17 protein-coding genes and 1 tRNA gene are annotated in these 24,899 nt (G+C 57.4%); 11 read left to right on the top strand and 7 right to left on the bottom strand.

Annotated features, from left to right (window positions below):
* Positions 1-57: 57 nt before the first annotated feature.
* A complete protein-coding gene (locus UH5x_RS25825; protein WP_047814751.1) occupies positions 58-1,272 on the bottom strand; it encodes a CpaE/TadZ family protein in 1,215 nt (404 codons plus the stop codon).
* Between the two features lie 977 nt (positions 1,273-2,249).
* On the opposite strand from UH5x_RS25825, the gene UH5x_RS25820 reads away from it, so the two are divergent.
* Positions 2,250-2,885 carry a response regulator transcription factor gene (locus tag UH5x_RS25820; protein ID WP_482634142.1) on the top strand — a complete coding sequence of 212 codons (636 nt, stop codon included), beginning with the start codon at positions 2,250-2,252 and terminating at the stop codon, positions 2,883-2,885.
* Between the two features lie 91 nt (positions 2,886-2,976).
* Here the strand turns inward: UH5x_RS25820 and UH5x_RS25815 are convergent, their stop codons facing one another.
* Entirely contained in the window at positions 2,977-3,369 is a 393-nt protein-coding gene (locus tag UH5x_RS25815) for a helix-turn-helix transcriptional regulator (protein ID WP_047814641.1), read from the bottom strand.
* Positions 3,370-3,659: 290 nt separating this feature from the next.
* Here UH5x_RS25815 and UH5x_RS25810 point away from each other — a divergent pair, with 290 nt between their 5' ends.
* The 6 genes from UH5x_RS25810 (at position 3,660) to UH5x_RS25785 (ending at position 14,119) form a co-directional block, all read left to right on the top strand.
* Positions 3,660-5,243: a proton-conducting transporter transmembrane domain-containing protein gene (locus tag UH5x_RS25810; protein WP_482634141.1), complete on the top strand. Its 1,584-nt coding sequence runs from the start codon at positions 3,660-3,662 to the stop codon at positions 5,241-5,243.
* A 73-nt stretch (positions 5,244-5,316) separates the two neighbouring features.
* Entirely contained in the window at positions 5,317-8,031 is a 2,715-nt protein-coding gene (locus UH5x_RS25805; RefSeq protein WP_482634140.1) for a YbcC family protein, read from the top strand.
* A 168-nt stretch (positions 8,032-8,199) separates the two neighbouring features.
* A complete protein-coding gene (locus UH5x_RS25800; RefSeq protein WP_482634139.1) occupies positions 8,200-10,302 on the top strand; it encodes a peptidase domain-containing ABC transporter in 2,103 nt (700 codons plus the stop codon).
* Positions 10,303-10,507: 205 nt separating this feature from the next.
* Complete coding sequence (locus UH5x_RS25795; RefSeq protein ID WP_482634138.1) at positions 10,508-11,857, top strand: HlyD family secretion protein; 1,350 nt, start codon at positions 10,508-10,510, stop codon at positions 11,855-11,857.
* Positions 11,858-12,021: 164 nt separating this feature from the next.
* Positions 12,022-13,575: a TolC family protein gene (locus tag UH5x_RS25790; protein WP_482634137.1), complete on the top strand. Its 1,554-nt coding sequence runs from the start codon at positions 12,022-12,024 to the stop codon at positions 13,573-13,575.
* Positions 13,576-13,693: 118 nt separating this feature from the next.
* Complete coding sequence (locus UH5x_RS25785) at positions 13,694-14,119, top strand: BLUF domain-containing protein (RefSeq protein ID WP_047814749.1); 426 nt, start codon at positions 13,694-13,696, stop codon at positions 14,117-14,119.
* Between the two features lie 200 nt (positions 14,120-14,319).
* Here UH5x_RS25785 and UH5x_RS25780 read toward each other — a convergent pair whose 3' ends face one another.
* Both UH5x_RS25780 and UH5x_RS25775 read right to left on the bottom strand, forming a co-directional pair.
* A complete protein-coding gene (locus tag UH5x_RS25780; RefSeq protein ID WP_482634136.1) occupies positions 14,320-14,985 on the bottom strand; it encodes a peroxiredoxin-like family protein in 666 nt (221 codons plus the stop codon).
* Between the two features lie 282 nt (positions 14,986-15,267).
* A tRNA-Leu gene (locus UH5x_RS25775) sits at positions 15,268-15,351 on the bottom strand.
* A 367-nt stretch (positions 15,352-15,718) separates the two neighbouring features.
* On the opposite strand from UH5x_RS25775, the gene UH5x_RS25770 reads away from it, so the two are divergent.
* The 4 genes from UH5x_RS25770 to pgsW all read left to right on the top strand — a co-directional run bounded on the left by UH5x_RS25770 (position 15,719) and on the right by pgsW (position 20,711).
* Positions 15,719-16,531: a 3-keto-disaccharide hydrolase gene (locus UH5x_RS25770; protein WP_482634135.1), complete on the top strand. Its 813-nt coding sequence runs from the start codon at positions 15,719-15,721 to the stop codon at positions 16,529-16,531.
* Between the two features lie 1,147 nt (positions 16,532-17,678).
* The gene (pgsB, locus tag UH5x_RS25765) at positions 17,679-18,998 is read left to right on the top strand and encodes a poly-gamma-glutamate synthase PgsB (RefSeq protein ID WP_482634134.1); all 1,320 of its coding nucleotides are present in this window, start codon (positions 17,679-17,681) and stop codon (positions 18,996-18,998) included.
* A 1-nt stretch (position 18,999) separates the two neighbouring features.
* Positions 19,000-19,500 (top strand): poly-gamma-glutamate biosynthesis protein PgsC, encoded by a 501-nt coding sequence (gene pgsC / locus UH5x_RS25760; protein WP_482634133.1) that lies wholly within the window; start codon positions 19,000-19,002, stop codon positions 19,498-19,500.
* On the top strand, positions 19,497-20,711 hold the full coding sequence (gene pgsW, locus UH5x_RS25755) for a poly-gamma-glutamate system protein (RefSeq protein ID WP_047814299.1): 1,215 nt from the start codon (positions 19,497-19,499) through the stop codon (positions 20,709-20,711). The genes pgsC and pgsW overlap by 4 nt, the downstream gene beginning before the upstream one ends.
* A gap of 22 nt (positions 20,712-20,733) precedes the next feature.
* On the opposite strand, the gene UH5x_RS25750 is transcribed toward pgsW, so the two are convergent.
* From UH5x_RS25750 to UH5x_RS25740, 3 genes are all read right to left on the bottom strand, one after another.
* Positions 20,734-22,308, bottom strand: coding sequence for a prenyltransferase/squalene oxidase repeat-containing protein (locus tag UH5x_RS25750; RefSeq protein WP_482634132.1), 1,575 nt, complete (start codon positions 22,306-22,308; stop codon positions 20,734-20,736).
* A gap of 299 nt (positions 22,309-22,607) precedes the next feature.
* Positions 22,608-23,798: a 3-hydroxyacyl-CoA dehydrogenase family protein gene (locus UH5x_RS25745; protein ID WP_482634131.1), complete on the bottom strand. Its 1,191-nt coding sequence runs from the start codon at positions 23,796-23,798 to the stop codon at positions 22,608-22,610.
* Between the two features lie 2 nt (positions 23,799-23,800).
* Positions 23,801-24,886, bottom strand: a complete 1,086-nt coding sequence (locus tag UH5x_RS25740) for a YdjY domain-containing protein (protein WP_482634130.1) — start codon at positions 24,884-24,886, stop codon at positions 23,801-23,803.
* Positions 24,887-24,899 lie beyond the last annotated feature (13 nt).

Below are 24,899 nucleotides of genomic sequence, written 5' to 3'. Positions count from 1 at the left end.
TTGTTCGAGCCAGTGAAAGCAGACGGACCGCTTCTCCGCAGACTGGCTCGGACAGATCTAGTGCGTCTGCGGCATCAGCCCGGACACCAAGGAAAGTCCAATGCTGTTGAGCAACCCCTTCGGTCGCGGAGGCGGGCACAGGTTGTCGGGTCGTACCAAATCACGAATCGTCGGAATGGTCCATGTCGCCTCCCGGATCGCTTTTGCAATGGGTGACGAAGATGACTCCAAGACGATCGGGTTGCCCATGTTCAACGACATCGTCACCGCAACGGGATCGTCCGGAATCGTGTGAATTGCGTTGAGTTTCAAAAGCTTTTCAACGGACTTGACCGGGAGCTCGCCGGCGTGTCCCGTCCCCATCGCAATCACATGAATCGAAGCGTCGGACTTCTGCTTCGACTTTAGAAACCGCAGGTACTCTTTCGTCCTTAGCAACGAAACAATGTCGAGTCGAGTGGCCAGCACAATGGCGTCAAACGATTCCAACACTCCGAGGTCTTCGGCTTGAATCGGATCGTCCAAATGCACGACCGAGCAGGTGTGGCCCGCCGAAACCATGTTGAGAATGGTCTCGCACCACTCTGACTTCAACTCACTCATCCGACTGCAGATCGGTGGGCTGGCCAACAGTTTGATGCCGGAGGGATGACACGCCATGGCTTGTTCCACCATCGATTGATCCACGCCATCATCTTGGTTCAAAAGCGATCGCAGCGTGTGCTCCGGTTCCAACTTCAACATCGCGGCCAAGTCGCCCCCGCCGACCCGCATATCAATCAGCGAACATTCGCCCAACTGACCAGCAATGGTGGCTGCCAAGTTGCAGGACAAAAGATTGGAATCGCTGATGGACGCCGTCGGGATGACCGCCAGCATCTTGCCGTCACATCGCTTGTGAACCGTTTCCGATCGCAATCGCGAAATGACCTTGCCAACCTCATCAATCAAGGATTCGCCCCAGCGAACAAAATCGGTCGCTCCGGCACGAAACAACTCCAAGATCGAATCGGGATTCACCTCCGTCGCTACTACAACGACTTTGCAATCGCCGGCATGCTTCAAAGCATGCAGCACCGTGAAGTGTTCCGTCTGAATTTGATTCACAACGAGGAAGACAAGACGTTCACCGCTGAACGGGTCAACGGTCGCATCGCTTTCTGGGCAGAGTTCCACCGATCGCTCGGGTGGACATTGCAATCCGAGGTCTCGAATCCCCTTTTGAAGGGCATTCGCTTTGTCATCACATTCGTGCAGGATCCAGGTTTCCATGTTGTCACTGTTCATTCAGGACGCGGTGAAATCATTTCAATCGCATCACTCATAGGTAGGGCGTGATAGCCGGCGACTCCATTCGTTGGCTAACAACCCTAGAACCTTCCCCCCTCACACGACGCCTTTCGCGGCTCAATTTACCCATAGGGAAACCCCCTGGTAGTTCTCCCTACACGGCATGACGCCTTCATTCTCAACTCATAACGGACGCCTGCACCCCATTGCGCAGCCCCCCCTCTCTCGTGTGAGTTTGCCGCCTCTCCCACGGACAGAAGATCCAGTGGAAACGATTTGGAAGTTGAGATGTCACTCAAGCCACTTGGCCTGGGCCGTTTGAGAACGGCGGCATCCTCGCATCCTCAAGGGTGTGGATAGCGGTCCCCTCTGCTGCAGCGTTTCGAAAGATGTCCGCCGCCCAACGGTTCTTTGTCAACTCACATGAATAACGGTTGCACTGAATGACAAAGGAGGGGAACGCTCCGCAGCCATTTTCCACTTGGAGCGACATGTGACCGTGAGCCACTTGCGGTCCTGCGCAAACACGCTCCGCAAATGCGAAGTTGGTTCTGACAAGAACTTCGCATTTGCGTTTCCTTCGCTGAGCCTCGAATTATCGGCGCAGAGATTCTTGTTCGCGGCAGTGCGTCGCAGCGAGCATCCAACTCCCATTTGAGTGCCGACAACATGCGTCTTAGCGCAAAATCACAAATGGCACGCCCCCCAATCCGCCTCGTCCCCCGCATGCGACTTTGGGACCACCAGACGACTTCCTTTTCTTTCAATAGGTGCATTTTTAATCTCGCCTCTCGAGGGCGGCGCCGATAAGGCCACTACTGCGACCCGTGTATCGAATCGACAACAGTCCTTTGAGAACATGCGTTTCAAGTGAATGCCCCCACTTGAAACGCAACGGCGACAACAATCATCTCGGTGCGGAAAATCCGTTACGCACTTCACTGATCAGGGGCACTCACGTGAACAAGTCCACTGTTTTTCTGATTCGAGAATCTCCCTCGCGTGGGGACTCGGTTTCAACTTTGTTGCGATCGAATGGTATGGCAGTTGTTTCGTTCGACCACCCCAGCCAGTTCTACGAGACTTACAACCCTGACATCCCCGGATGCATGGTGTTGGACCTGAGCGATTCTTTGGTCGCAGGCATCACACTCGCAGAACAGATTAGCGAGAAAGGTTACTGCCCACCCTACATCATCGTGGGTGGCGAACCTCGAACCTGCGACTTAGCTCGGGCAATGCGAAGCGGCGCCCAAGACTTCTTTGACACGCCACTGGATGGTGGGTTGTTCATTGCTCGTGTTCGCGAGGCAATGAAGCAAGATCAACAGCGGCGTCTGAGATGGCAAACCGATCAGAGTCTTCTGAAACGCGTTGATTCATTGAGCCCACGGGAACGCGAAATCTTGACTTTGGTGATGGATGGAAGGCTGTCCAAACAAATCGCATCCCAACTTGATATCTCAGTCAAAACAGTGGAAGCTCATCGCGCCAATATTCTGCGAAAGATGCATGTCGATTCGTTCATCCAAGTCGTCTGCCTGATCGCCAACAAACAAGATTTGCTCGACACGTCTTCATGCGACGCCGCTTGACGACAACCGCCGCGTGGGTCCAAACCGTTGCAACGTCAATCATCGCAGCGTGATCCTCCACCACGCCGCCTTTCGAACGCTCCCATTTCGATCATCCCGTGATCAATTTCAGAAGGTCACCAATGTGGCGATGGGCTTCGATCGGATGCCGCAACGCTTGGTCAGTCAGCACCTCGTAGTGATTCTTGCGGCCAACCTTCTCTCGACGAATGAAGCCCTCGTCTTCTAAATCCTGAACGATTCGCTGAACCGCTCGTTCCGTGATCCCCACCTGAACCGCGACCTCGCGAAGAACCTGATCGGGTTGGGCGTGCAAGACGATCAACACGTGCGCGTGATTGGTCAGAAACGTCCACCGTGCGGCGGGGCGTGTTTCCGCTGTGTTCTGCTTCAGCGAGATCGCCTTCTTCGCCACGTTGGATTTGGCGTCGGGTTTCGGCGACCGTGTTGCTCGACTGCCACGAGTGACTTTTTTCGCTGCCATGGATCCATTCCGCCTGGGCCGCGGTTCCCTTCGAAATCGGTGGTGAAAAGCCAAGCACGCCACGGCGTGCCTCGCAAAGGCGAATTGTACCATCGAAATACGAAAATTTATTCGCGACTTAAAAAACCTGCCCAACCCTTGCATTTCAACCGTTCCAGGACAAAACCGCCGCCGATCCTCGACCATTCCACCTCATCCTCCGCCACGGATTTGACGAAACATAATTGACGACATCCTTGTCGTGCTTTAGTGTTCGCGTATTCCACTTCCGCTTTGAGGAGAATTGAGAGATGCCTGATTGGTTGAAATTGCTGCCGGTGATCCTTCCGACGTTCCTCCTGTTTGCGGCGTTGGTTCCCGATGTGCTTGGTCGCCGGACTGGCTTCCGTTGGCGGCAGGGGATCACTTTCATCGTCGCAACCCAGTGCTTGGTATGCGTCGCCACGCTGTTGGTGCACTTGATCATGCGAGTTCCTCGCCCGATCGCGGAGACGGGAATCCTCGGTGTGTTCCATCCGACCAACTGGGTTCTGTACGACGGTCTCTCGGGTCTGATGCTGGTTCTCGTCAGCTTCATCGGCTGGGCCACGTGCCAGTACTCGATTCAATATCTCGATGGGGACTTCAATCAGACCCGCTACTTTCGATTCAGTGCGGTCGCGATCGGAGCGGTCAGTTGGATGATCGCCTCGGGCAACTTGATCGGATTCGCGTTCGCCTGGGTGGCCATGAACTTGGGCCTGCACTCTTTGCTGTTGCTGAAACCAGAGCAACCCGGTGCAAGTCGCGCCGCCTGGACCAAGTTCGCAATCAACCGGATTGGCGATCTGGCCTTGTTCGCAGCCTTCGGTCTGCTCTCTCTCGAGTTTGACTCGCTCGTGCTGGCCGACATCTTTGACTCCGCCAAGAAGATGCAACTGGATGCTGGATCGCCACCGCAAATCTTAGTGGCCGCCTGCTTCCTGCTGTTCGTTGCCGCGGCCAGCCAATCCGTGCAATTCCCATTTCACTCTTGGCTCCCTGAAACGCTTGGTTCGCCCACCCCAGTCTCCGCCCTGATGCATGCGGGAATCGTCAACGCGGGCGGGTACCTGGTGATTCGGTTCGCAAATGTATTCGCGTTGTCACCGCTGTCGATGAACACGATGGCGATGGTGGGACTGATCACCACGCTGGTCGCTGTGATCGTCCTGATGACCCAGACCAGCGTCAAGAAGTCACTGGCCCATTCCACCATCGCACAGATGGGATTCATGATGCTGCAGTGTGGTTTGGGAGCCTTCGTCCCAGCGACCATCCATCTCGTCGCGCACTCGTTGTACAAATCCAACGCCTTCTTACGCTCGGGCAGCGTCATCAGCGATCGGAAAGCGATTGCCGGTGCAAGCCAATGGAACCGAGCGCTCACTTGGTACGAAACGGGATTCGCATTCACGGTCAGCTGCTCACTGTTTGCCGTCACATGGATGCTGTTCGGTCTCTCGCCAATCGAGAAACCCGGCGGTTGGATCCTAGGCAGCGTTCTGTGTCTGGCTGTGACTCACTGGATCGCCGAGGCCATGCGTTCAGGATCCCGACGCTTGGTGCTGCAGTCGATGGCCATGGCGGCATTGATCTGCCTTCTCTACGTCACCGGGTTTCTCGCAGCCGACGCTTTGATTTCAACCAGCCTTCCATCGTCCGCTTCACTTCTGAACAGCCGCGTCGTGGGAACCCTGGTCGTGCTCGGATTTGTCGGCTTGTACTTCTTGCAAACCCGTTTCGCTTCCGCCACTCAGCTTCCCTGGGTTCACGCGATGCAAGTTCACGCGACCAACGGATTTTACATCGAACACGGGATTCGTCGCGTGTTCCGGTTGCTCGCCACCTCCTGAGCGAGGCCCTGACCACCGTTTCGTGTTTCAAACGCATCCTGAATTCACACCAGCCAACCCAGACAGACATGCCATGAAGACCATCCATCACTCATCGAAGTCCACGTCCACGTCCACGTCCAATCACAAATCCAATGACCCATCACTCAGCGTGTTTGTGCCCGCCGCGTACGAAGACCCACATGTCTATCGACAGCTCGAGGAATTACTGGATCAAGTCTGTGAAGCGGTCTCTCTAGTTTGGCCGCTCAAAGATTGGGTCGCAGTCAATCCGTACGCCGGTTTCACAGAACGTTCCTTCTTCGAATCCCGAGACCACCTGCAAGTCTTCTCGCAGTGTGAACTGCTGCCGACGATGGAACACTTTGCCTCGCAGTTTCGATCCGGAGCACTGCAGCGGCCCCACATTGAAGCCGCGGTGAACGAGACCGCCACGGCAGTTCAGAATCATGGAGCTGACCAGGCATTGTCTGTTGTGGATGAGGTGCTGGAAGCATTGACCAAGGCTTCGTCGGCTGCGGCATCGAAAGATTGCTCTTCGGCGAAGGCGAAACCGCTTCCACCGATCGCGACGATTGCTTCACGACTGACGGCCCACGGACCGGTGGACTGGACTGAAATGGTTCACCAAGAGATCGGCAAGCATTGCTCGGCTCACTACGACGAAGGCCAATCGAAGTGGGGGAACCCCTGGCAGAACCTGCCTCTGTATCAAGCCTGGCGAAACACCGCGCGGTGTGATCGCGGAATCGAAATCCTCGGATTGCCGGGCTTTCGAAAGTTTGTGAACGACCTGCCTCACACGGCCGAAGCGACGATCGTTCATTTGCTGCAACGAATGAATCTTCCACGATCGCTCTGGGAAACGTTTCTGTTGGCACATGCCTTTTCGATGCCTGGTTGGAGCGGTTGGACCAAGTACCAAGGTTTGCAAACCGACCCGCTCGGATCCGGCAAATTCCAACACGACGACTTCCGTGGCTTCCTGGCGATGTCATTGGCCTACGACGTCGCGATCTCCGAAGCCTTCGCGTTTGAAGTCGACTGGACATCGCGGTTGAATGCTCAAAAGCTGAACGCAGCTTCCTCCGACGACTCCTGCAAAGAGTTTCGAAAGATCCTTCTGCGAGCGTCGGAAATTGCCTATCGAGACCAACTGCTGGACTCGCTGCCATCACCTGCCCCCGATGCGTCCGAATCGGCCGCCAATCTCGATCAACCGGCGTCGCGTCCGATCGCCCAGATGGCGTTTTGCATTGACGTTCGATCCGAGCGATTGCGGAGGCATCTGGAAAGCGTCTCCGCTGACATCGAAACAATTGGTGTGGCAGGGTTCTTTGGACTGCCATTCGAGTACATTCCGCTGGGCCAAGCCTCTGGCGATGTCCACGCCCCGGTCTTGCTGAAATCGAGTTTTTCACTGCAGGAAAAGGCATCCGACTGCGTCTCCGCTTGCTCCGGCCAACATCCTCTCGTCCCGCACAGTTCCACCCCCACGACCACCGAGGCGGCACGCCGAACAGAAATCAGCACGTGGAAAAAACGGTGGAAGCAATTCCAGACTTCCGCCGTGGGCTGCTTTTCGTTCGTGGAAACCCTGGGACTGCTCGATGGCGTCGAGTTGGTCGGTCGGTTGCTGGGAAAGAACCTTCGTCAGTCTGCTCCCGACAACCAACCTGGAGTGACCGCGGAGGGGCGAACGCTTTCACTGGATCTGGAGGGACTGTTGCAACAAGGCATCGATCTGGACCAACAAACGGACCTGGCCGAAGGCCTGCTGACCACGATGGGACTGACCAACCACTTCGCCCCGCTCGTTGTTTTGTGCGGGCACGCCAGCCAAACCGACAACAACGCGATGTCCGCTGGATTGGACTGCGGCGCCTGCGGCGGACACTCGGGTGCCCCCAACGCTCGGTTGGCCGCCACTCTATTGAATGATCGACGGATTCAAACGCGATTGGCCGAGCGAGGCATTGAGATTGGAGCGGACACTCACTTCTTGGCGGCGTGGCACAACACCACCACCGATCAGATCGAATGGTTGGACACCGAATCCATTCCTCCATCGCATCAATCTCGAGTCGCGCAGTTGCAAAGCATTGGGAACGAGGGCAGCGAATTGACTCGATGCGAACGCCTGCCATTGTTGGACGAAAGCTCTTCTGAATCGCTGGCTGCCCGAGCCGCGGACTGGTCGCAATCGCGTCCCGAATGGGGACTGGCGGGCAACGCCAGCATGCTGATTGGCCCCCGAAGCTTGACGCGAGAAATTGCCTTGGACGGCCGTGCCTTCCTACACAGCTACCATGCACAGTCCGACCCCAGCGGTCGCGTCTTGGAATCCATCATGACCGCCCCCATGGTCGTCGCACACTGGATCAACATGCAGTACTACGCCTCGACCGTGGATTCGCATCATTTTGGAAGCGGATGCAAAACCGTCCACAACGTGGTCGGCCAATTTGGAATCTTCTCCGGCAATGGGGGTGATCTTCAGGCCGGTCTGCCGGAACAATCCCTCCGAAATGGTGAACACATCGAACACATACCGTTGCGACTCCAAACCGTTGTGGTTGCCAACCGAGAGGCAATCGATCGAGTGATCGCCGCTCACACCACGGTACGCAATTTGTTGCAAAACGGCTGGGTGCACTTGGTCGCCATCGAAAACGATCAAAAGTACCGCTACCAACCAAATGGATCTTGGGTTCAACTGCAGACCAACACAGCCTCCTTCACCTCTCAGCGTGAGAAATCATGGCAGCTCGTGGGGTCGGTTGAATGAACTTCCGTTGCAGATTCACACCTGTTGTGTTTCGCGATCCCCCCTGCCGTGGGCCACTTTTTTCTTCTCGGTTCTCACTGCTTGGTCATTGATGATGGTGATTCCTCCCACGATGAAGCGTGACGCGACGTTCGCGGCCCGACATTCGTTTGCACCTTTTTGATTCGCATGGATTCCTCTTCATTTTCTGACGCGATTGCTCCGGACGACCAGTCCATTTTGCGATCCTTGACTCGGATTGGGCAAAGCCTTGGGCTGCCGATCGATTTGGCCGACGTCCTGTCCAACGAATCGATGCCAGAGGACGAAGATCCACTGTGGGTGCTGCAAACCAGCGCCATGCAGGCCGGCATCGTCCTGGACGAAACCCATGTGGAATCGGGCGCCGAAGCCTTTGGCTTTCTCAGCGAAGGCAACCCGATCGTCCTGGCCTACAACGATGGGTCCCTGCGAGTCCTGGAAAAGGCGAACTGGCGATCGGTCGAAATGTTCACCACGAACGACCAAGTCAATTCCAAGGTGATCAGCCGTTACAAACTTGGGCAACTGTTCACGACGTCGCCCGCGCCCCGGATGCTGATCGCTCGCAAGCAATTTGAATGTGACTCTGTCTCCGCCACCTCCCATGGCCATGCCGGCGATCATGCGTCGCCCACACCGATGCGCCGGTTCATCGCGTTGTTGAACCTGGATCGCCGTGATGTTTGGATGGTGGTGCTGTTTGCTCTTGTCGCCGGCGTGCTGTCCTTGGCCACGCCGCTCGCCGTCGAATCGTTGGTCAACGTGGTCAGCTGGGGCACCCAGTTCCAACCATTGATTGTCTTGGGATTGATGCTGCTGACATGCCTGGCAATCGCGGGGGTGCTCCGCTTGCTGCAAACCGTGGTCGTGGAAATCATCCAGCGGCGGCAATTTGTTCGCATCGCCAGCGACCTCGCCCACCGCTTTCCTCGAGCCAATCAAGAACACCTCCGGGGCGAATGCCCTCGCGAACTCGCGAACCGTTTCTTTGACATCATGACGATTCAAAAGGCGACCGCGGTGCTTTTGCTCGATGGTGTCTCCATCGTCCTGACAACGGTCTTGGGGATGGTCGTGCTGGCGTTCTACCATCCGTTTCTGCTGGGATTTGACATCGTGCTGGTCATCGCGATGGTCTCCTTCATCTGGGTGCTCGGACGGGGCGGAATCCGCACCTCGATCGAAGAGTCGATTGCCAAGTACCACGTCGCGCATTGGTTGCAGGACGTGATCGCGCAACCCTCCGTGTTCAAAACCAGCGGTGGCGAGGGGTTGGCCATTCAGCGAACCGACCGCCTGACCGCCGACTACATCGCCGCCCGCCAACAACAATTCCGAGTTGTGATTCGGCAAGTCGGTTTCGCAATCACGGTGCAAATCATCGCGTCAACGGCTGTCTTGGCGCTGGGCGGATGGTTGGTGATCGGCGGAGCCCTGACATTGGGACAATTGGTCGCCAGTGAACTGATCGTGACCGTCGTTGTCGGTGCATTTGCCAAGGCTGGCAAATCACTGGAGAAGTTTTATGACTTGATGGCCGGCGTCGACAAAGTCGGCCACTTGGTGGACATTCCCGCGGATCAAAGGATCGAAATCGGACCGGTCGATGAGGGACCTGCCCAGGTGACTTGGTCCAACCTCTCGTTTCGTGGCACCGCTTGGTCGTCGAAGATCCCCGCCGCGACCATCCAACCGGGGGAACGAGTTGCGATCACCGGCGACGACATCAGTGGACGCTCATGCTTGGCTCGTTCCATCGCCGGGCTGATCGATGTCCCGGAAGGTCTGATCCAAATCGCTGGCATCGAAGCCGCTCAGGCAGCCACCTCGGGAATGGGGAAACTGGTCAGCTACGCGGGCGCCCGCGATATTTTCCGAGGAAGTGTTCGCGAGAACATTGACCTCGGACGTCGAGGCATCGGGCAACACCGAGTGCGTGAAGTGACCGGACAAGTCGGACTCACCGCCACGATCGAACAACTCGAAAACGGTCTGCAAACAACCCTGCAAACCGGTGGCTACCCGCTCTCAGAAGAACAAATTCTCCGCCTGCTGATCGCGCGTGCCTTGGCCGTGCGTCCCAAACTGCTGGTCATCGATGGTTTGCTGGACGATCTGGACGAATCCGTTCGTGCCGCGCTCTGGCCACACCTCGCACCCGAAACTCCCAACTGGACCTTGATCGTCTTCACCAACCGCAAGGACGTCGCCGAACGCTGCGATCACACCTTGTTCATTCGCCGTCCATGAGGCGGATTGCCTTTGCCTGCATCGCGTTTCACCCCCTTTGAAACTGTCACGAATCCATTTCCCGATTTCAATTTTAGCGATAGGTCGCCAGCCTTCCGGTCTCACGGCACCAGGGGCCTTGAGCCGTTGCGTTGCGACGCGATGCGATCGAAGGACAACTGCTCTGACGTTTTGAATTGCTGAACCATCCACCCCATACAACCACATGATTCACGGCCATCACTCGTCCGACGACTTTGCGTCGATGCAACTGGTCCGCACAGGCAATTGGATCCGCTTCGTCGGCAAACTCACGTTTGCAGGCTTGCTGCTGTCGATCATCGCGATGGTGTTTGTTCCCTGGCAACAAACCGCGAAAGGCATTGGCACCGTCGTCGCGATCGACCCGCAAGAACGCCCGCAACCGGTTCGCAGCCCTTCCAAGGGCGTGGTGGAATTCGTCAAAGCGGGTCTGCGGGAAGGCAGCTACGTGGAACAAAATGAATTGCTGCTGCGATTGTCTCCCTTCTCGGTCGACGGCATCTCGCAGATGGACACGCAAATCATCGCGATGGAATCCAAAGAGGCCGCCGCGCTGTCCGGACTCGAAGTCGCCAAGCAAGCTGTCACCCTGCAGGAAAGCGGCGGACGGAGCTTGACCGAATCACTGAAACAAGACCTCGAGGCGTCCAAACAAAAATGGGAACAGGCCAAGAATGAGGTGACATCGATGGAGGCGGAACTGCAAGACAAACGCAATCAACTGCGGATCGCCGAAGACGTCGCGGGCAAGGGCCTTGTGTCGCGAGAGGAATTGTTCAGCAAACGGCAAGCGGTCGAATCGCAGGTCGCGAAGGTTCAAAAATCTCAGAACGCAGTCCATGAATTGTCCGCCGCTCTGATCTCCAAGGAAGAAGAAATCGAAGCCAAATTGCAGGACATCGCGATCAAAAATCGAGACGCGGAGCAAAAAGTGCTCGACGCGATGCAAAAGATCAACACGATCGAAAAGGAAATCTTGGATATCCGGAACAAGCGTGGCGAACTGGACCGACTCGAAATCCGAGCCCCTCGTTCGGGACGCATCCAAGATTGGTTTGGCGTCGAAGGCAGCGACACGATCAAAGAAGGCGATCAACTGTTCGTGATCGTTCCCGACACCGATGAGCTGGCCGTCGAAATGAAAGTCAGTGGCAATGACATGCCCCTGATCCAAGAGGGGGCCCAGGTCCGCCTTCAATTTGAGGGATGGCCCGCCGTCCAATTTGTCGGTTGGCCGTCCGTCGCCGTCGGCACGTTTGGCGGCAAAGTCAACCGAGTTTTCCCGACCGACGATGGGCGAGGTAACTTTCGAGTGCTGGTGACCCCGGACAATCATTTTGATCGGGAGAATGGTTGGCCAGATGACCGATATCTCCGACAAGGCGTCCGTGCAAATGGTTGGGTGCTGCTCAAACGCGTTCCCTTGGGACAAGAGATATGGCGTCAACTCAATGGATTCCCACCGGTCGTGGCCAACGAGGAACCGGAAGAATCAAAAGACAAAGCATCCAAGATCAAATTGCCCAAGGCATAAAGTCCACCTGGGCCGCAAACTCTGCCAGCTCATCCGCGAACCGACATCGCACTCGGCTCACGTTCGTGATTGTGGCTGCCCTTGCGTCCTTGCATCTCGCGACACCCAACCTCGCGCGTGCCCAAGATGCTGCTACTGCGGGGACGATGATCGAATCCGATTCGATGTCGTTCAAGCAGTTCCTCAGCGTGGCGCAGAGTGAACAAGCGGAGCCTGCTGCCGCACCAACCACGGATCCGCTTGCCGCCCCCATCCCTGCGACCAATGGCTCCGCGTCCACCGCCGCGGCCACCAACGACGACGCTCTCGTCTTGGCCGACGTCATCGCCAGCGTTTATCGTTCGTACCCGGAGATCCTGCAGGCTCGCCAGCAAGCCGGCTTGACCAGCGGGGAACTGCTTTCCGCGCGCGGGGCGTACGACGTCAAACTCAACGCGTACTCGTTGGCGGAACCAACCGGGTACTACGAAAACTATCGCAACGGATTGAAACTCGCTCGTCAAACCTGGTGGGGCGGCTACGTCGAAGCCGGGTACCGGATCGGACGCGGTTACTACCAACCTTGGTACAAAGAACGCCAAACCGATGACGCGGGCGAATTCAAAACCTCGCTCATCCAGCCGCTGTTGCAAGGCCGGGCGATTGACCCGCAACGCGTTGCGGTCTTCCAAGCCTCTTTGGCACGACAAGCCGTTGGGCCGACGGTTCAACAAACATTGCTGAGTGTCTCGCTGGATGCCACCACGAATTACTGGCAATGGGTCGCCGCCGGCTCAGCTTTGCAGGCCCAACAGGAGCTCCTGAAATTGGCCGAGGAACGCGGCAAGCAATACGAAGCGGGTGTCGAAGCCGGCAAGTTCCCCGAAATTGATTTGATCCTCAACCAACAACTGATCGCGGAACGCGCCACCAAGGTCCTGGAAACCGAACGCAAGTATCGCGAGACCGCCTTCAAGCTGGGACTGTTCCTACGAGACGACGGGGGCCGCCCGATCGTTCCCGATGACCAATGGATCCCGCAGAAATTCCCCGCCATCCAGCCACCACCACCTGGTGACTTCCAGGCCGATCTCGCCGCCGCCCTGTCCCGACGCCCCGAGCCTCAGATTCTGCAGTACCAAATTCGCGGCATCCAACTCGATCGTCAACTCGCCTGCAACGAAATGCTGCCGCGTTTGGACTTCGTTGCCGAAGCTTCGCAAGACATGGGTGAACCGGCGACCAAGTCCGACGACAAGGGTGAATTCGAATTGGTGATCGGCTTCACCAGCGAAGTCCCGATCCAACGACGCAAGGCGCGTGGCAAAGTTCAATCGACCACGGCGAAAATCGCTCAAACGAATCAGAAACTGCGTTTCGTTCGCGACAAGATCGGCGTCGAACTTCAAACCGCCTACAATGCCCTCTCGTTGTCCGGCCAAATCGTCGAGCAATCCGAAGCGTCATTGCGGGCCAGCATCGACACGCTGGGTCGCTATCGATTCGCGTTCGAACGAGGCAAGATTGATCTGATCTACTTGAACCTGCTCGAAACGAAAGCCAACGAGACCGAAATCAAACTGATCGAGGCCCAGCAAAACTGGTTCGCCGCATTGGCTCAAATGCAGATCGCACTTGGTTTGGATCCACTCGAACAAGCGATGACGGTTTCCCAACTCCCCCCCAGTGACCTGCCCACTTCACTGGACCTGCAAGACAATCCATCCGACCAAGAGTAGGTTACTCGAGCAGGGCCTCGTGCAGAGCCTCGTGTACGGGCTCGCGAACTCGCTCCAAACCATCACTCTCGATCCTGGAAAAGCTTCCAGCACCACCGAGTCTGACCAAGGGAACATCATGTTGACGGAACTTGTTTATTGCAGTGTTGCAACGCGCGACATGTCCGCGGAGGGCCTGAAAAGTTTGCTCGACCAGTCGCGCCAAAAGAACGCTCGTTTGAGCGTGACTGGCATTCTGCTCTACAGCGACCAAACCCGGGAGTTCATTCAGTTGATCGAAGGCGAGCAAGACACCATCGAACAACTGATGCAAGTCATCACCGTCGATGATCGCCACACCTCAGTCGACGTCATGTACCAAGGAAACATCAAAACCCGAAGTTTCGATGATTGGTCGATGGCCTTTCGAAAGCTCGATGACGTGGATCCGCAGCTGATGGAAGGCGCCACCACCTTCCAGGTTGACTCTTTGCCGGCCACGATGCTCAACGGCCGAACCAGCCGAGCGAGGACGCTACTGGCGACGCTCAGCAAAGGGCTTTGAGAATCGCAGACATGGGAAAGGTCGATGACACTGTCTCGGCACACTTGCGAACGCTCGTTGGAATCATCTGGACGCAGGTTGCTTCCATGGCCAACGGAATGCGAAGCCACCGCTTGAACCGAGCGATCGGCTGTCCTGCTCCGGCACGCGACCGCCGGTGAACACGGCAAAGCACCTCGGTGCGACTCTCGCCATCCCGTTCACTTCGGTGTGGGAACCGAGAGTTTTTGCAGGGCCGCGATGATGTCATCCGGTTCGGCTCGGGTTCGATAGTCGACGTTGACGTAGCGCCACGCAACCACGCCGTCATTGGTCAGCACAAACGTACCCGGAATCGGCAGCACATCTCCGTTTCCGTCGTTGATTTTGCTCAGCTCGAGCCCGCGGTCCTGCTTCATGTGATCGGTCAATACAGCCGGGACCTTCCAAGCCACGCCGTATTGCTCCGCGACGCGCGCGTCCTGGTCGGACAAGACCACAAATTGAAGTTCGTCACGTTCGGTTTGCGACAGTGACTCGTCTGGCACTTGGGGACTGATCGCCACCAACTCCGCACCGAGGTTGTGAATCTCAGGCAAGCGTTCCTGCATCGCGCGCAGTTGCAAGTTGCAGTACGGGCACCAGCCACCACGATAGAACGTCACGACCACGGGACCGCGATCGAGCAACTTGGCAAGCGACACCGTCGCGCCTTTCGCGTTTGGCAATTCGAATCCGGGAGCCTGCTCACCGACGGCGATCGCGTTGCCACCGTCCTGAAACCCCTTGGCCTGTGCCAAGAGCTCATCGACCGACCGCATGAATTCCGGTTTCGCTTGCCGAGTCCTTTCGATCTGGGCGTCAGTTTGTTGTTTGAGGCTGGTCATGCTTGGTCCTTGAGAAGTGAAGAATGATTGAATGATGAGCAATCAACCGGTGCCCCCGCCAAGGAGGCCGTATCAAGGACCAAAGGGACGCAGCGACGGCAACCACGCCGATGCGGCCACCACGTCCAACTCACCCCTGCCGGAACAAACGCTGCGTCCTATTGCCCGCTGGTCGCGCTGCGTCTGCTGGCTGCCGGAACAGCACTCCGCTTGGTCCGGCCTACTTTGGGTCGGCGCATAAAAAAAGCCCGGGCCTGTTGGTCCGGGCGATGTTCGAAGAAGTACCGAAGGAGGGACTCGAACCCTCACTGGATTGCTCCAACTGGATTTTGAATCCAGCGCGTCTGCCAATTCCGCCACTTCGGCTTCTTCTGAAAATGTCGATGAGGCCGCTGGCGACCACACGAAGATAGTTTCGCGGGGGGATGTCTCCACAAGGAAGACGTGCCTGGCTCCATCGAGACGCGAATTATGTCGAAGCCTCCTCGATCCCGCAAGACGGGTTCAGGCGATCTTTGCCGCCTCCGGCGCGATTGATCCCAACCGGTCAAACCATTGAAACGAAGATGCCAATGATCCGGCCTGTTCCTCGGCCCCAGAAGCCCAGGCGACACCGGAAAGCTCGTCGCTGAGCGTCTGAATCCCGTCTTTCCAATCGTGACCCCAACCGAAATCGTTCAGCTAGAATGGACGCGTCCTGTTTCCCTCCTCTTTCCCCCCTGAACCCAACGCCATGCTTCACCGCCGTTTCACCACGCTTGCTCTCTCGCTCGCCGCTTTGTCCCTGCCCACGCTTTGCTCACCCAGCTTTGGCGAGGAGTACCTCAACGGGATCACTTGGCAGACGCCACCGATCATCACCCCGGGTGCCACGGCCGCTGACCCACCCTCCGACGCAACGGTTTTGTTCGGCGGTGCCGAGGACGTGCAGAACTGGAAAAACATCCAGGGCTGGACAACCGATGGCGATGTTCTGGTCACCGGAAAAGGCACGGTCACTTCCAAGGAAGAGTTTGGCGATTGCCAACTCCACGTGGAGTGGTCGGCTCCGGTCCCAGCCAAGGGCAACGGCCAAGGTCGCGGCAACAGCGGCATTTTCTTGATGGGTCGCTACGAGATTCAGGTGTTGGATTCCTACGAGAACGAAACCTACCACGACGGCCAGGCTGGCGCGATCTACAAGCAAACCCCGCCAGCTGCCAACGCCATGCGTCCGCCAGGCGAATGGAACACCTACGACATTTTCTGGACGGCCCCTCGCTTCACCGAATCGGGTGAACTGGAAAGCCCCGCCTACATCACCGCGGTTCACAACGGCGTGCTGATTCTGAATCACTTTGAATTGAAAGGTGACACGCCTTACAACCGACCACCGGCGTACTCAGCGCACGGCCCCAAAGGCCCAATCTCATTGCAGGATCACAGCAACCCTGTCCGGTTCCGCAACATGTGGGTGCGAGAGTTTCAACCGGCCTCGGGCGAACAAACCCGCGAGCCCTTCCTTCGCGACGGCAAGAAAGAAACGCCCCTCAGCGAAGCGAAGTGAACTCCCACCAGCTCACTGAAACCGGACGGCAGGCACACTCCCGTGTGCCTGCTACCAATGGAACTGCTACCAATGGACCTGCTACCAATGGAGCGGTATTGGGCCCGAGCATGGGAAGCGGCGTGTCCTGCCCTCCCCCGGAAATCTCACTGCACGCTCGCTTCCCGACCCCTCCCGCTGCAGAGGTCGTGCAGTTTTTTGGTGCTGCGTTTTGGCGGGTTTCTGCAGCAACCACCAACACAACCCGACGCGTGAGCGAGGGACGCCCCAACTCCCACGACGGCCCCATCCGGGGCGACCGTTTGTTTTCCGGCATCGGTCTCTCGGGGCTTCCGCCCCGAGCGAAGCATGACGGCCCCATCCGGGGCGATACCCAGACGCCCGCCACCATTTATTTTTCGAACGCCCCAAGGGAGGGTGATAATAAACGCTTGGCAACACAGCACTTCAAAACTGCACGACTCCCTGGGCGGGCGGCGTTCTCAAGACGCCACTGCAGCGTCCGAATTCTGGCGAATCCGGCTGCGGCGTCTCATGCACCTGCCGACATCGCGGTCCTCGGGTGGACCACGGGGCAAGCATGCGAGCGTCGTGGAACCATCTTGTTCAGGCGTACGCCGAACGCTCATGAAAGGCAAACCATTTGGTCGATCATTGAGCAGACAGTTCGCTGATCAGCGACCACGTTGAACGATTCGAAACCAGGGGGATTCAGGCTCGCTCTCGGAGGCCGGAACCTGTTTCAGCAAACGCATCCCTGACTTGCCTTCCCACTGCGACACTTGAGCATAAGCGGGGACTTGGACGTCCTCCAAATTCTTTTCTGCGGCTGCCAGCACTCAATTAGCCCCGACGCTTGGGTGCCTAAGTTGCCATTGGACGATTCCAAGGGAAATTCACGGGAATGCTCTTTACTCGGACCGCGGGGAAAGAATAATTCTCGCGTTACCCAGGAACCGAACGGAGATTGCTGACTCCGGTTCTTGGCCTTTTCTTCAGCATCGGATGTTACTCCCCTATCTGCAGGGATCCCCAGCAGGCACTCCACGCCTTGCCAGTTTTGACGTTAACGCCCTGACTTTTCTGATGGTCGATTCCGGCCTGAGTGAGGTTGCGTCCATCCCCACCCCAATCGAAAGATCCGTTCGTGAACGGCACGTTTGCATTGGTGGCATTTGCCGCCTCCGTGTGCGCTACCGCTATGGTCGAAGCGTACTGGTATCGTCGTCAACTTCTCAAAATCCCTTTTCGAATCCACGTCAACGGCACTCGCGGCAAGTCCTCGGTGACACGTTTGATCGCGGCGGGGCTGCGCTCCGGCGGCCTCCGAACCTGTGCCAAAACCACTGGTACACTGGCCCGAATGATCCTTCCCGATGGGAAAGAGCTGCCGATTTTTCGACCGGACCGCGCCAACGTCATTGAACAAAAACGAATCGTTCAAACCGCAGTCGGGCACAAGGCCGATGCGCTCGTGATTGAGTGCATGGCGCTGCAACCCTTGCTGCAATCGGTTTGTGAACTGAAACTGGTTCGTTCGACTCACGGTGTCATCACCAACGCTCGCGCCGATCACTTGGATGTGATGGGGCCGACTCGTTTGGATGTGGCCCGCGCCCTGTCCGCGACCACCCCCATCAGCGGCAACATGTTCACCGCCGAAGATCGCGCGGACAGTTTGTCTGTGATGAAAGAAGCCTGCGACGACCGCGGAAGCGAGTTGTTGGTCACCACGGCAGACGATGCCAACGAAATCACCCAAGACGAACTGGCCCAGTTCAGTTACCTGGAACACGCCGAGAACGTTGCCTTGGCACTCAAAGTTTGCCAGTCCATGGGCATCGCTCGCGACGTGGCCCTGCAAGGCATGTGGGAAGCTCAACCGGACCCGGGTGCGATGCGTGTGCACGCTCAAACCGTTCACGGCAACACGTGGCACTTCGTCAACGCGTTCGCTGCCAACGACCCAGAATCAACCACCCGAATCTGGGATGCGGCCTACAACTATTTCCCAGGTGTCACCCAGCGTGTGTTGGTCATGAACTGCCGCGTCGACCGCGCCGATCGCTCGACCACCATGGCCGAGGCCGTGGCGACTTGGGCACCCGCGGATCGCTACGTGATCATTGGATCGGGCACGGACATCTTCCTACGACGATTGCTCAAACGTGGGATTCATCCTGACAAAGTCATCTGCTTGGGGAATGCGGCCGGTCCGGAACTGGTCGAGTCGGTGCTGGAATCACTCCGCCGCGAACAACGCTTGGCTACCGCTCCCCAACCACACTTCCCAGTGGGCATGGCAGTCGCTGAAAAAGCAATGGAACCCTCGACCATGATGCTGATGGGAATCGGCAATGTGGCCGGGCCCGGCATGGAATTGGCCGATCACTTCGGACAGGACCAGGGGTGGGAACGTTTCCGCACGCCTGTGACACATCCGGCACGAGTCTTGGAGATGGTTTGAGATGGAATGGCTCGCTTTGTCGATCGGCATTGGCCTGATCGTCAGTTTGATTTTCACCGAAGCGTTTGGCCTCAGCGTCGGCGGGATGATTGTCCCGGGTTACTTGGCACTGGCGTTCGATCAACCGGCGACGATCATCGCCACGATCGCTGCCGCTTTGGTGACGGCCTGGGTCGTCTACCAGATCGATCGCTGGGCGATCCTGTTTGGTCGTCGGCGAGTGGTGCTGACGATGGTGGTTGGATTTGCGATCGCAGCGTCGCTGCGGTCCATGGTGGAACTCGCTTTCCCAGTGATGCCGGTCGGCGTTGCCTTGGAAGCGGGCACGTCCGCTGCCTCGATGATGATGGCCGGAACCACGGTCATCGGTTTTGTCATTCCAGGGTTGGTCGCTCTCTGGATTGCTCGCAGCGGCGTGGTGCAAACCTTGTCGCCGCTGGTGATTGCGACGTCTTTGGTCTACTTGGTCCTTGTGACGGCAGGTGTTGAAACGCTGGTATGAAGAAACTGTATTACCGCCCTCAGAAAATCTCGTCGGGTTCGCTGTTGTTCCTCGCCGCCCTTTCGGTGGCAACGGTTCTCGCGCTTCGCGCCATGCCCCATCAAATGGGCGGATGGAGCACGATGGTGGCCAGCCTGTACGGCATCCCGGATCTGAAAGACCGCATGCTGGAAGCATCCGAACGGGCAGACATCGCCTTCGACGCGATCCATGCCAAGCGTTTGGAACTCGGCCACCCGCTGCTCGATGCGCAGGACCCAGCCGACACCGGGATGGTTGGCCCCTCGATGTCCGCCGTGACCACTTTGCCGGGTCACCTGCCTGCCAAGCAAACATCGATCAATCCAAACTTCGCCGCGGTTGCCATGCGATTGCTGGTCGATGCCGGCGTTCGGCCTGGCGATCGCATTGCGATTGGGTGCACCGGATCCTTTCCCGCTCTGAACATCGCGGTCTACAGTGCCGCCGAATCGTTGGGAGCTCATCCGACCATCATCAGCAGTGCGGCCTCCAGCCAATTTGGCGCGAACTCACCGGACATGATGTGGCCGGACATGGAAAAACTGCTGGCCGACCAAGGCATCTTGGCCTACCGCAGCTTGGAAATTTCACGCGGCGGTTTTCGCGACCGCGCTGCGGGGATGACCGATGACACTCGCGAGATTTTGGACGCCGCGATCAAGCGAAGCGGGGTGCCGATCATGGACAGTGTCGACGACGCCGATGCCATCGAGCGACGCATGGTTGCCTATTCCAAAGCCGCAGAAGACGAAACCTACGCCGTGTACATCAACGTCGGCGGTGGAGACGCATCCGTCGGCGGCACGGAAGGCAACAATAGCATCGGCGAAGGTTTGATCTCTCCCAAACAACTCGTCACCATCCAAAAGAAGGCTGGTTCCCCGGAGGCCGTTGACTGTGTCGCAACACGGTTCCTGGCGTCGGGTGTGCCGGTGATCAACATGATCAACGTGGTGGCGTTGGCAAACCAATACGGGCTGCCAATTGCATCGGCAACCAAGGTGGAAGTCGGTCAAGGGATGGTTTACACCATCATCGACCCACGTCGAGTGCTGGCATTGATCGGGATCTTCTTCATCACGGCAGCCACTGCGATTGTGGTCAAACCGCCGCATCGATTGACGAAGTGGTTGCAACAACGAGGTTGGTTCGGCGACCAGCCCAAAGATCAGCCGCAATACATGGTCTGATGGGGCGACGACGGACGCGTCCCTACAATGGGAACGCGTCTTCTTCTTCCTGTTCGGCGTACAGCGGCATGTGCCGGTAGTACACCTCGAGGATCATTGTTGCGAACGAAGTGGCGGCCAAGCGGCCGCCTTCTTTGGGGCCGGTGTGCGTTCCGGCTTGTGGGAAGTACCAACTGCCTTTGCTGCCACCGGATTGCGATTGAGTTTCCACCAACCAATCCCGCAGCTCCGCGTTGAACTTGTCCCATTCTGGGCCACCAACATGCCGCAACACTTGGGCAGCGTAGTAGTCGTAATAGATGTTGTCCTTGCGAACACCAATGTCGACCAACGTCTCCACGCCCTTTTGCAATCCGGGGTGATTTTTATCCCAACCCAAGTACATGCGGCACAACAACCCTGCGGCGGTGCAAGCCGGGCGGACTCGTGTGGAAGGCGACTGATAACCGTACATCGCACCCCCGTTGGACTGGACCTTGTCTAAAAACAAAGTCGATCCGTTGATGGTCTGTGGCGGCACAATCAGGTGCCCCATGTAAGCGCTTTTCAGCGCCATCACTTGCCACCCCACCACGGACGTGTCACCGCCCGAAGCATCGCGGGGCTGATAACGCCATCCACCGTCTGCACACTGGGAGGTGACGATGTAATTGATCGCTTGCTGAGTCGGAACGGCAAGCGCGGGGTCCTCGGTCATCGCATAGGCTTCGCTGAGAACGATCGCCGCCAAGCCATGCGAGTACATCCCGTTGCCAGCTGATTCCGACAAATCCAACACTGGCAACCCGCGGACCGTGCCTTTCTTTCCGTTGGCGATCAAAAACAACAAACCACCTCGGACGACATTCTTGAAGTCACCCGAGTAGTGCGTTTGCCCGGCACCTAAGAACGGCAGCAAAGCCATCGCGGTCGCTGCGTTGACAGCTCCGACTCGCTTGGGTTCGCCGGGGTCGCCGCACTTGCCGTTGCAAACCAGGTTGTGTTGAAACGTCCATCCGCCGTTGGGTGCTTGGTGAAGAGCCAACCACTTGAGTGCCTCGGTGACCGCCGCTTCGCTGGCGGCCGACCCGCCATACTCCCGCAACAGTTTCTTCTTCATGTCCACCGAACGGCTGTCCATTGCGGTCATCGAAACCGACGACAACGTTTGCAATGTCTGCGCGACGGGAGCCATGTCGGACGCCAAATCCGTCATCTCCATTGGCACCGAGGGCATGTCCATCGCCACATCGACCTGCATCGTTTCGGTTGTATCAAGGGCTTCGGAAAGCTCCACCTGTTCGGTGAACTCTTCCATTTCAACCATGTCACCGGGATCAATCTGTTCGATTTGGAACTCTTCGATCTCAGGGCCTTCTTCACCGTTCGATGTCGCCGACAACACGTTGATGATTTTGACGGGATCGGCAAACGTGACCAAACCGAGAATCAAAATCACACCGATGTGGAACAGCGTGCTGATCAACCAAGCGGGAGCGGCTTTCAAGAATCCCATGCGACGGCGTGGGGCAGCCTCTTCCGCACCTGGCGTTTCATCCGCCAAGGTTGCGTCGACAAGGTCGTGATCTGGCAAGGACGTTTCCGAAACCGTGGCCATCAATCATCCCAAATGAAGAGGAGTCAAATCTTTGTCCTGACAAGTGGAACGCATGGGCCTTGGTCAATGACGATCAAGACGAGTCATCCCAACAAACACACGGCACAACATCGATGAAGTCAATCCATCCAAGATGCGAGAAGGTGCCGTTTCGGACGCTTTCATTGTAGCTGAAACCGCATGAATCGCCGTCAAACGATTCCTGTGTGAAAATAGAACGCAGCAATCGATGAAATGTACCCGGCGCAATCGATGCGTCCGGCCCCCCGGGTGGCTAAAACAGACAAGCAAGTCACCCCCTACTGGAGTGACTTGAGCTTGGCGAAGCGATCCGCAAGCGGAAGCAAACGCTCGTCCCGAATCGCGTCCATGTGACCTCGCCAAGTCGCATTGGAATCGGGCGTTGAGTAGCCCAACCCACCCGACATTGCGAGATCAATGGTCTCGTCATCGGCAACGCCCGTCTCCGCAATCGCTTGGGCTTCACGCCACATGGCGGCCGCGAACATGTCGGCGACCAAAGAAATGTCACCGTTGATTTCTGCCGCACCAAAGTCATCGCGGGAATAGCGATCGACAAGCTCACTTGCCTCTGCGGAGAGTTCGTCCCCCGCCCGCACGCCATCCTCTGCGTAGTTGTAAAACCCTTTGCCTCCAGCCACGCCGAGCAGGGAACGTTTGACCATCGCAGGCAACAGCGGCGAAGGATCCATCCGGTGCGGGAACGATTGCCAAACCACTCGCCCACCATCAAACGCGGTCCGCGGACCGATCAAGTCAATCAATTCGAACGGCGACATCGGCATGCCATAACGCAGCGCCGCTTCGCGAATGGTGGCGGCCGACACGCCAGCGCACAACAACTGCATCGCAAGATTCAAATACGGAGCCAGCATACGATTGACAACAAACCCCGGCGAATCCAAGACTCGCAGCGGAGCCTTTCTCAAACGCCGAACGTGTTCTTCGCAAACTGCGATGACCGCTTCCTCGGTTCCGGGATGCACAATGATTTCCGCTGCGTGGCGTCCCACCACGGGCATGAAAAAGTGCATCCCACAGAACCGTGAGGCATGCGTGTTCATTGCACCGGCGATCTCACCAATCGGCAAAGTCGAGGTGTTGGTGGTCAAAATCGGTGATCGCGAAAACCAGTTTTCAACCTCGGCAAAGAACGCCTGTTTGATCGCCAGTTTTTCGGCGATTGATTCGATCACCAACCAAACCGGAACAGCATCCATGTTGATCGGAGGGTTGTCCGGCACCTTGGGCATCAGGTGCACAATCGGAATCGGGACCAACGCTCCCCACGGCGACGCCGAATCGGCTGTCCCGTCGGTCCGCTGGAGCACTGCATCGCAGGCTTCTGACAGCACCGCTTCGTCCCGGTCCGCCATCCAGACTTCGCATCCTGCCAACAGATGATCTGTCGCAATCGCGCGGCCGACGACTCCCGCGCCCACCAACAACACTCGAATCGATTCCGCCACGATCAGCGAGTTCCTGCGGCGTTGTCGCTCGACTCAGGCTTGGCTTTGACTTCGCCGGCCTTCTCAGCGGAATCTTGGGCGGGCTTTTTTACTAACGGCAAAATCGTTTCGTCCGGGGGCGTGGTCGCGTTGGGATCGTTTTCAAACTGCGGTACCAAGACCAACCGAACCGAAGTCGCTTGTTCGGGAATGTGCTCGGTGAACGCGACAAACAACAGATTGCCGGCTTGGGCACTGCTGGAAAATGGCACATCCAACATCGCACTGCTGAAATTGGACACGCAGATCATGTCACCTGAATCAGCGGAGTAATGCGTGACCTTGTCGACCGGGTCCGTCCAGAGCTGGCTGCCTGCGAACACCCACTGCTCAGCCAATGCCTTCTTGGACTCGTTGTTCTGAACCCAAGTTCTCGCGTCAGCCACTTTGAACGCTCCCTTTTCATCTCGCCAAGTCACCCAGACAGCGACCGGTTGGCCGGTTGGCGGTTTGAATTCCGGATCGTAAGAAACCGGCGTCCCAGATTTGGTTCCCAGCGCCAGCAACGCCGCATGAACTTCTTTGCTTTTCGCGAAGGCAGCGACAACCGATTCGTGTTCCTTGGTTCCAACCGGGCAAGCGAACATTTCCAATCCACCGTTTCGCATCGTCACGTAACCATCGAGATAGGCCCGCTTGGCTTTTGGATCGATCCACAAATCGGGAAGCTTGGTGATCTGTTTGGCGTTCGGAGGCGCGGCGTATTTGTCCGCCATTGCACGCATCTGCCGATCCCACTCTTCCAACTCGGCTCGAATGGCTGCGTCATCGTTCGGATCGGGATCATCCGCCGCCGGAATTCCAAGCGAACGTTCATTCACCTTTTCCGTGGCTGGCTCGGTTTTGCCGGAGTCGTCTTGAGCCGAGGCGATCGACGCCCCCGCGTTTCCGAGCAACGCGACCAGGATCACCACCAGCCACCCGCTGCCCCCCCGAGAATGTCTCAATAGACCGGCGGAGAGAACTTCGCCGCTCACCAACCCAGGCAAGGTCCCTGGATTGGTTGCCAAACGAGACCGGCGAACGTCTGAAACAGATTTCATGAACATGAATTTTTCAATC

This window comes from Rhodopirellula sp. UH5 (assembly GCF_056839225.1).
Note: the sequence above shows the minus strand (reverse complement) of the source record. Positions and strands in the feature narration are given on the sequence as shown.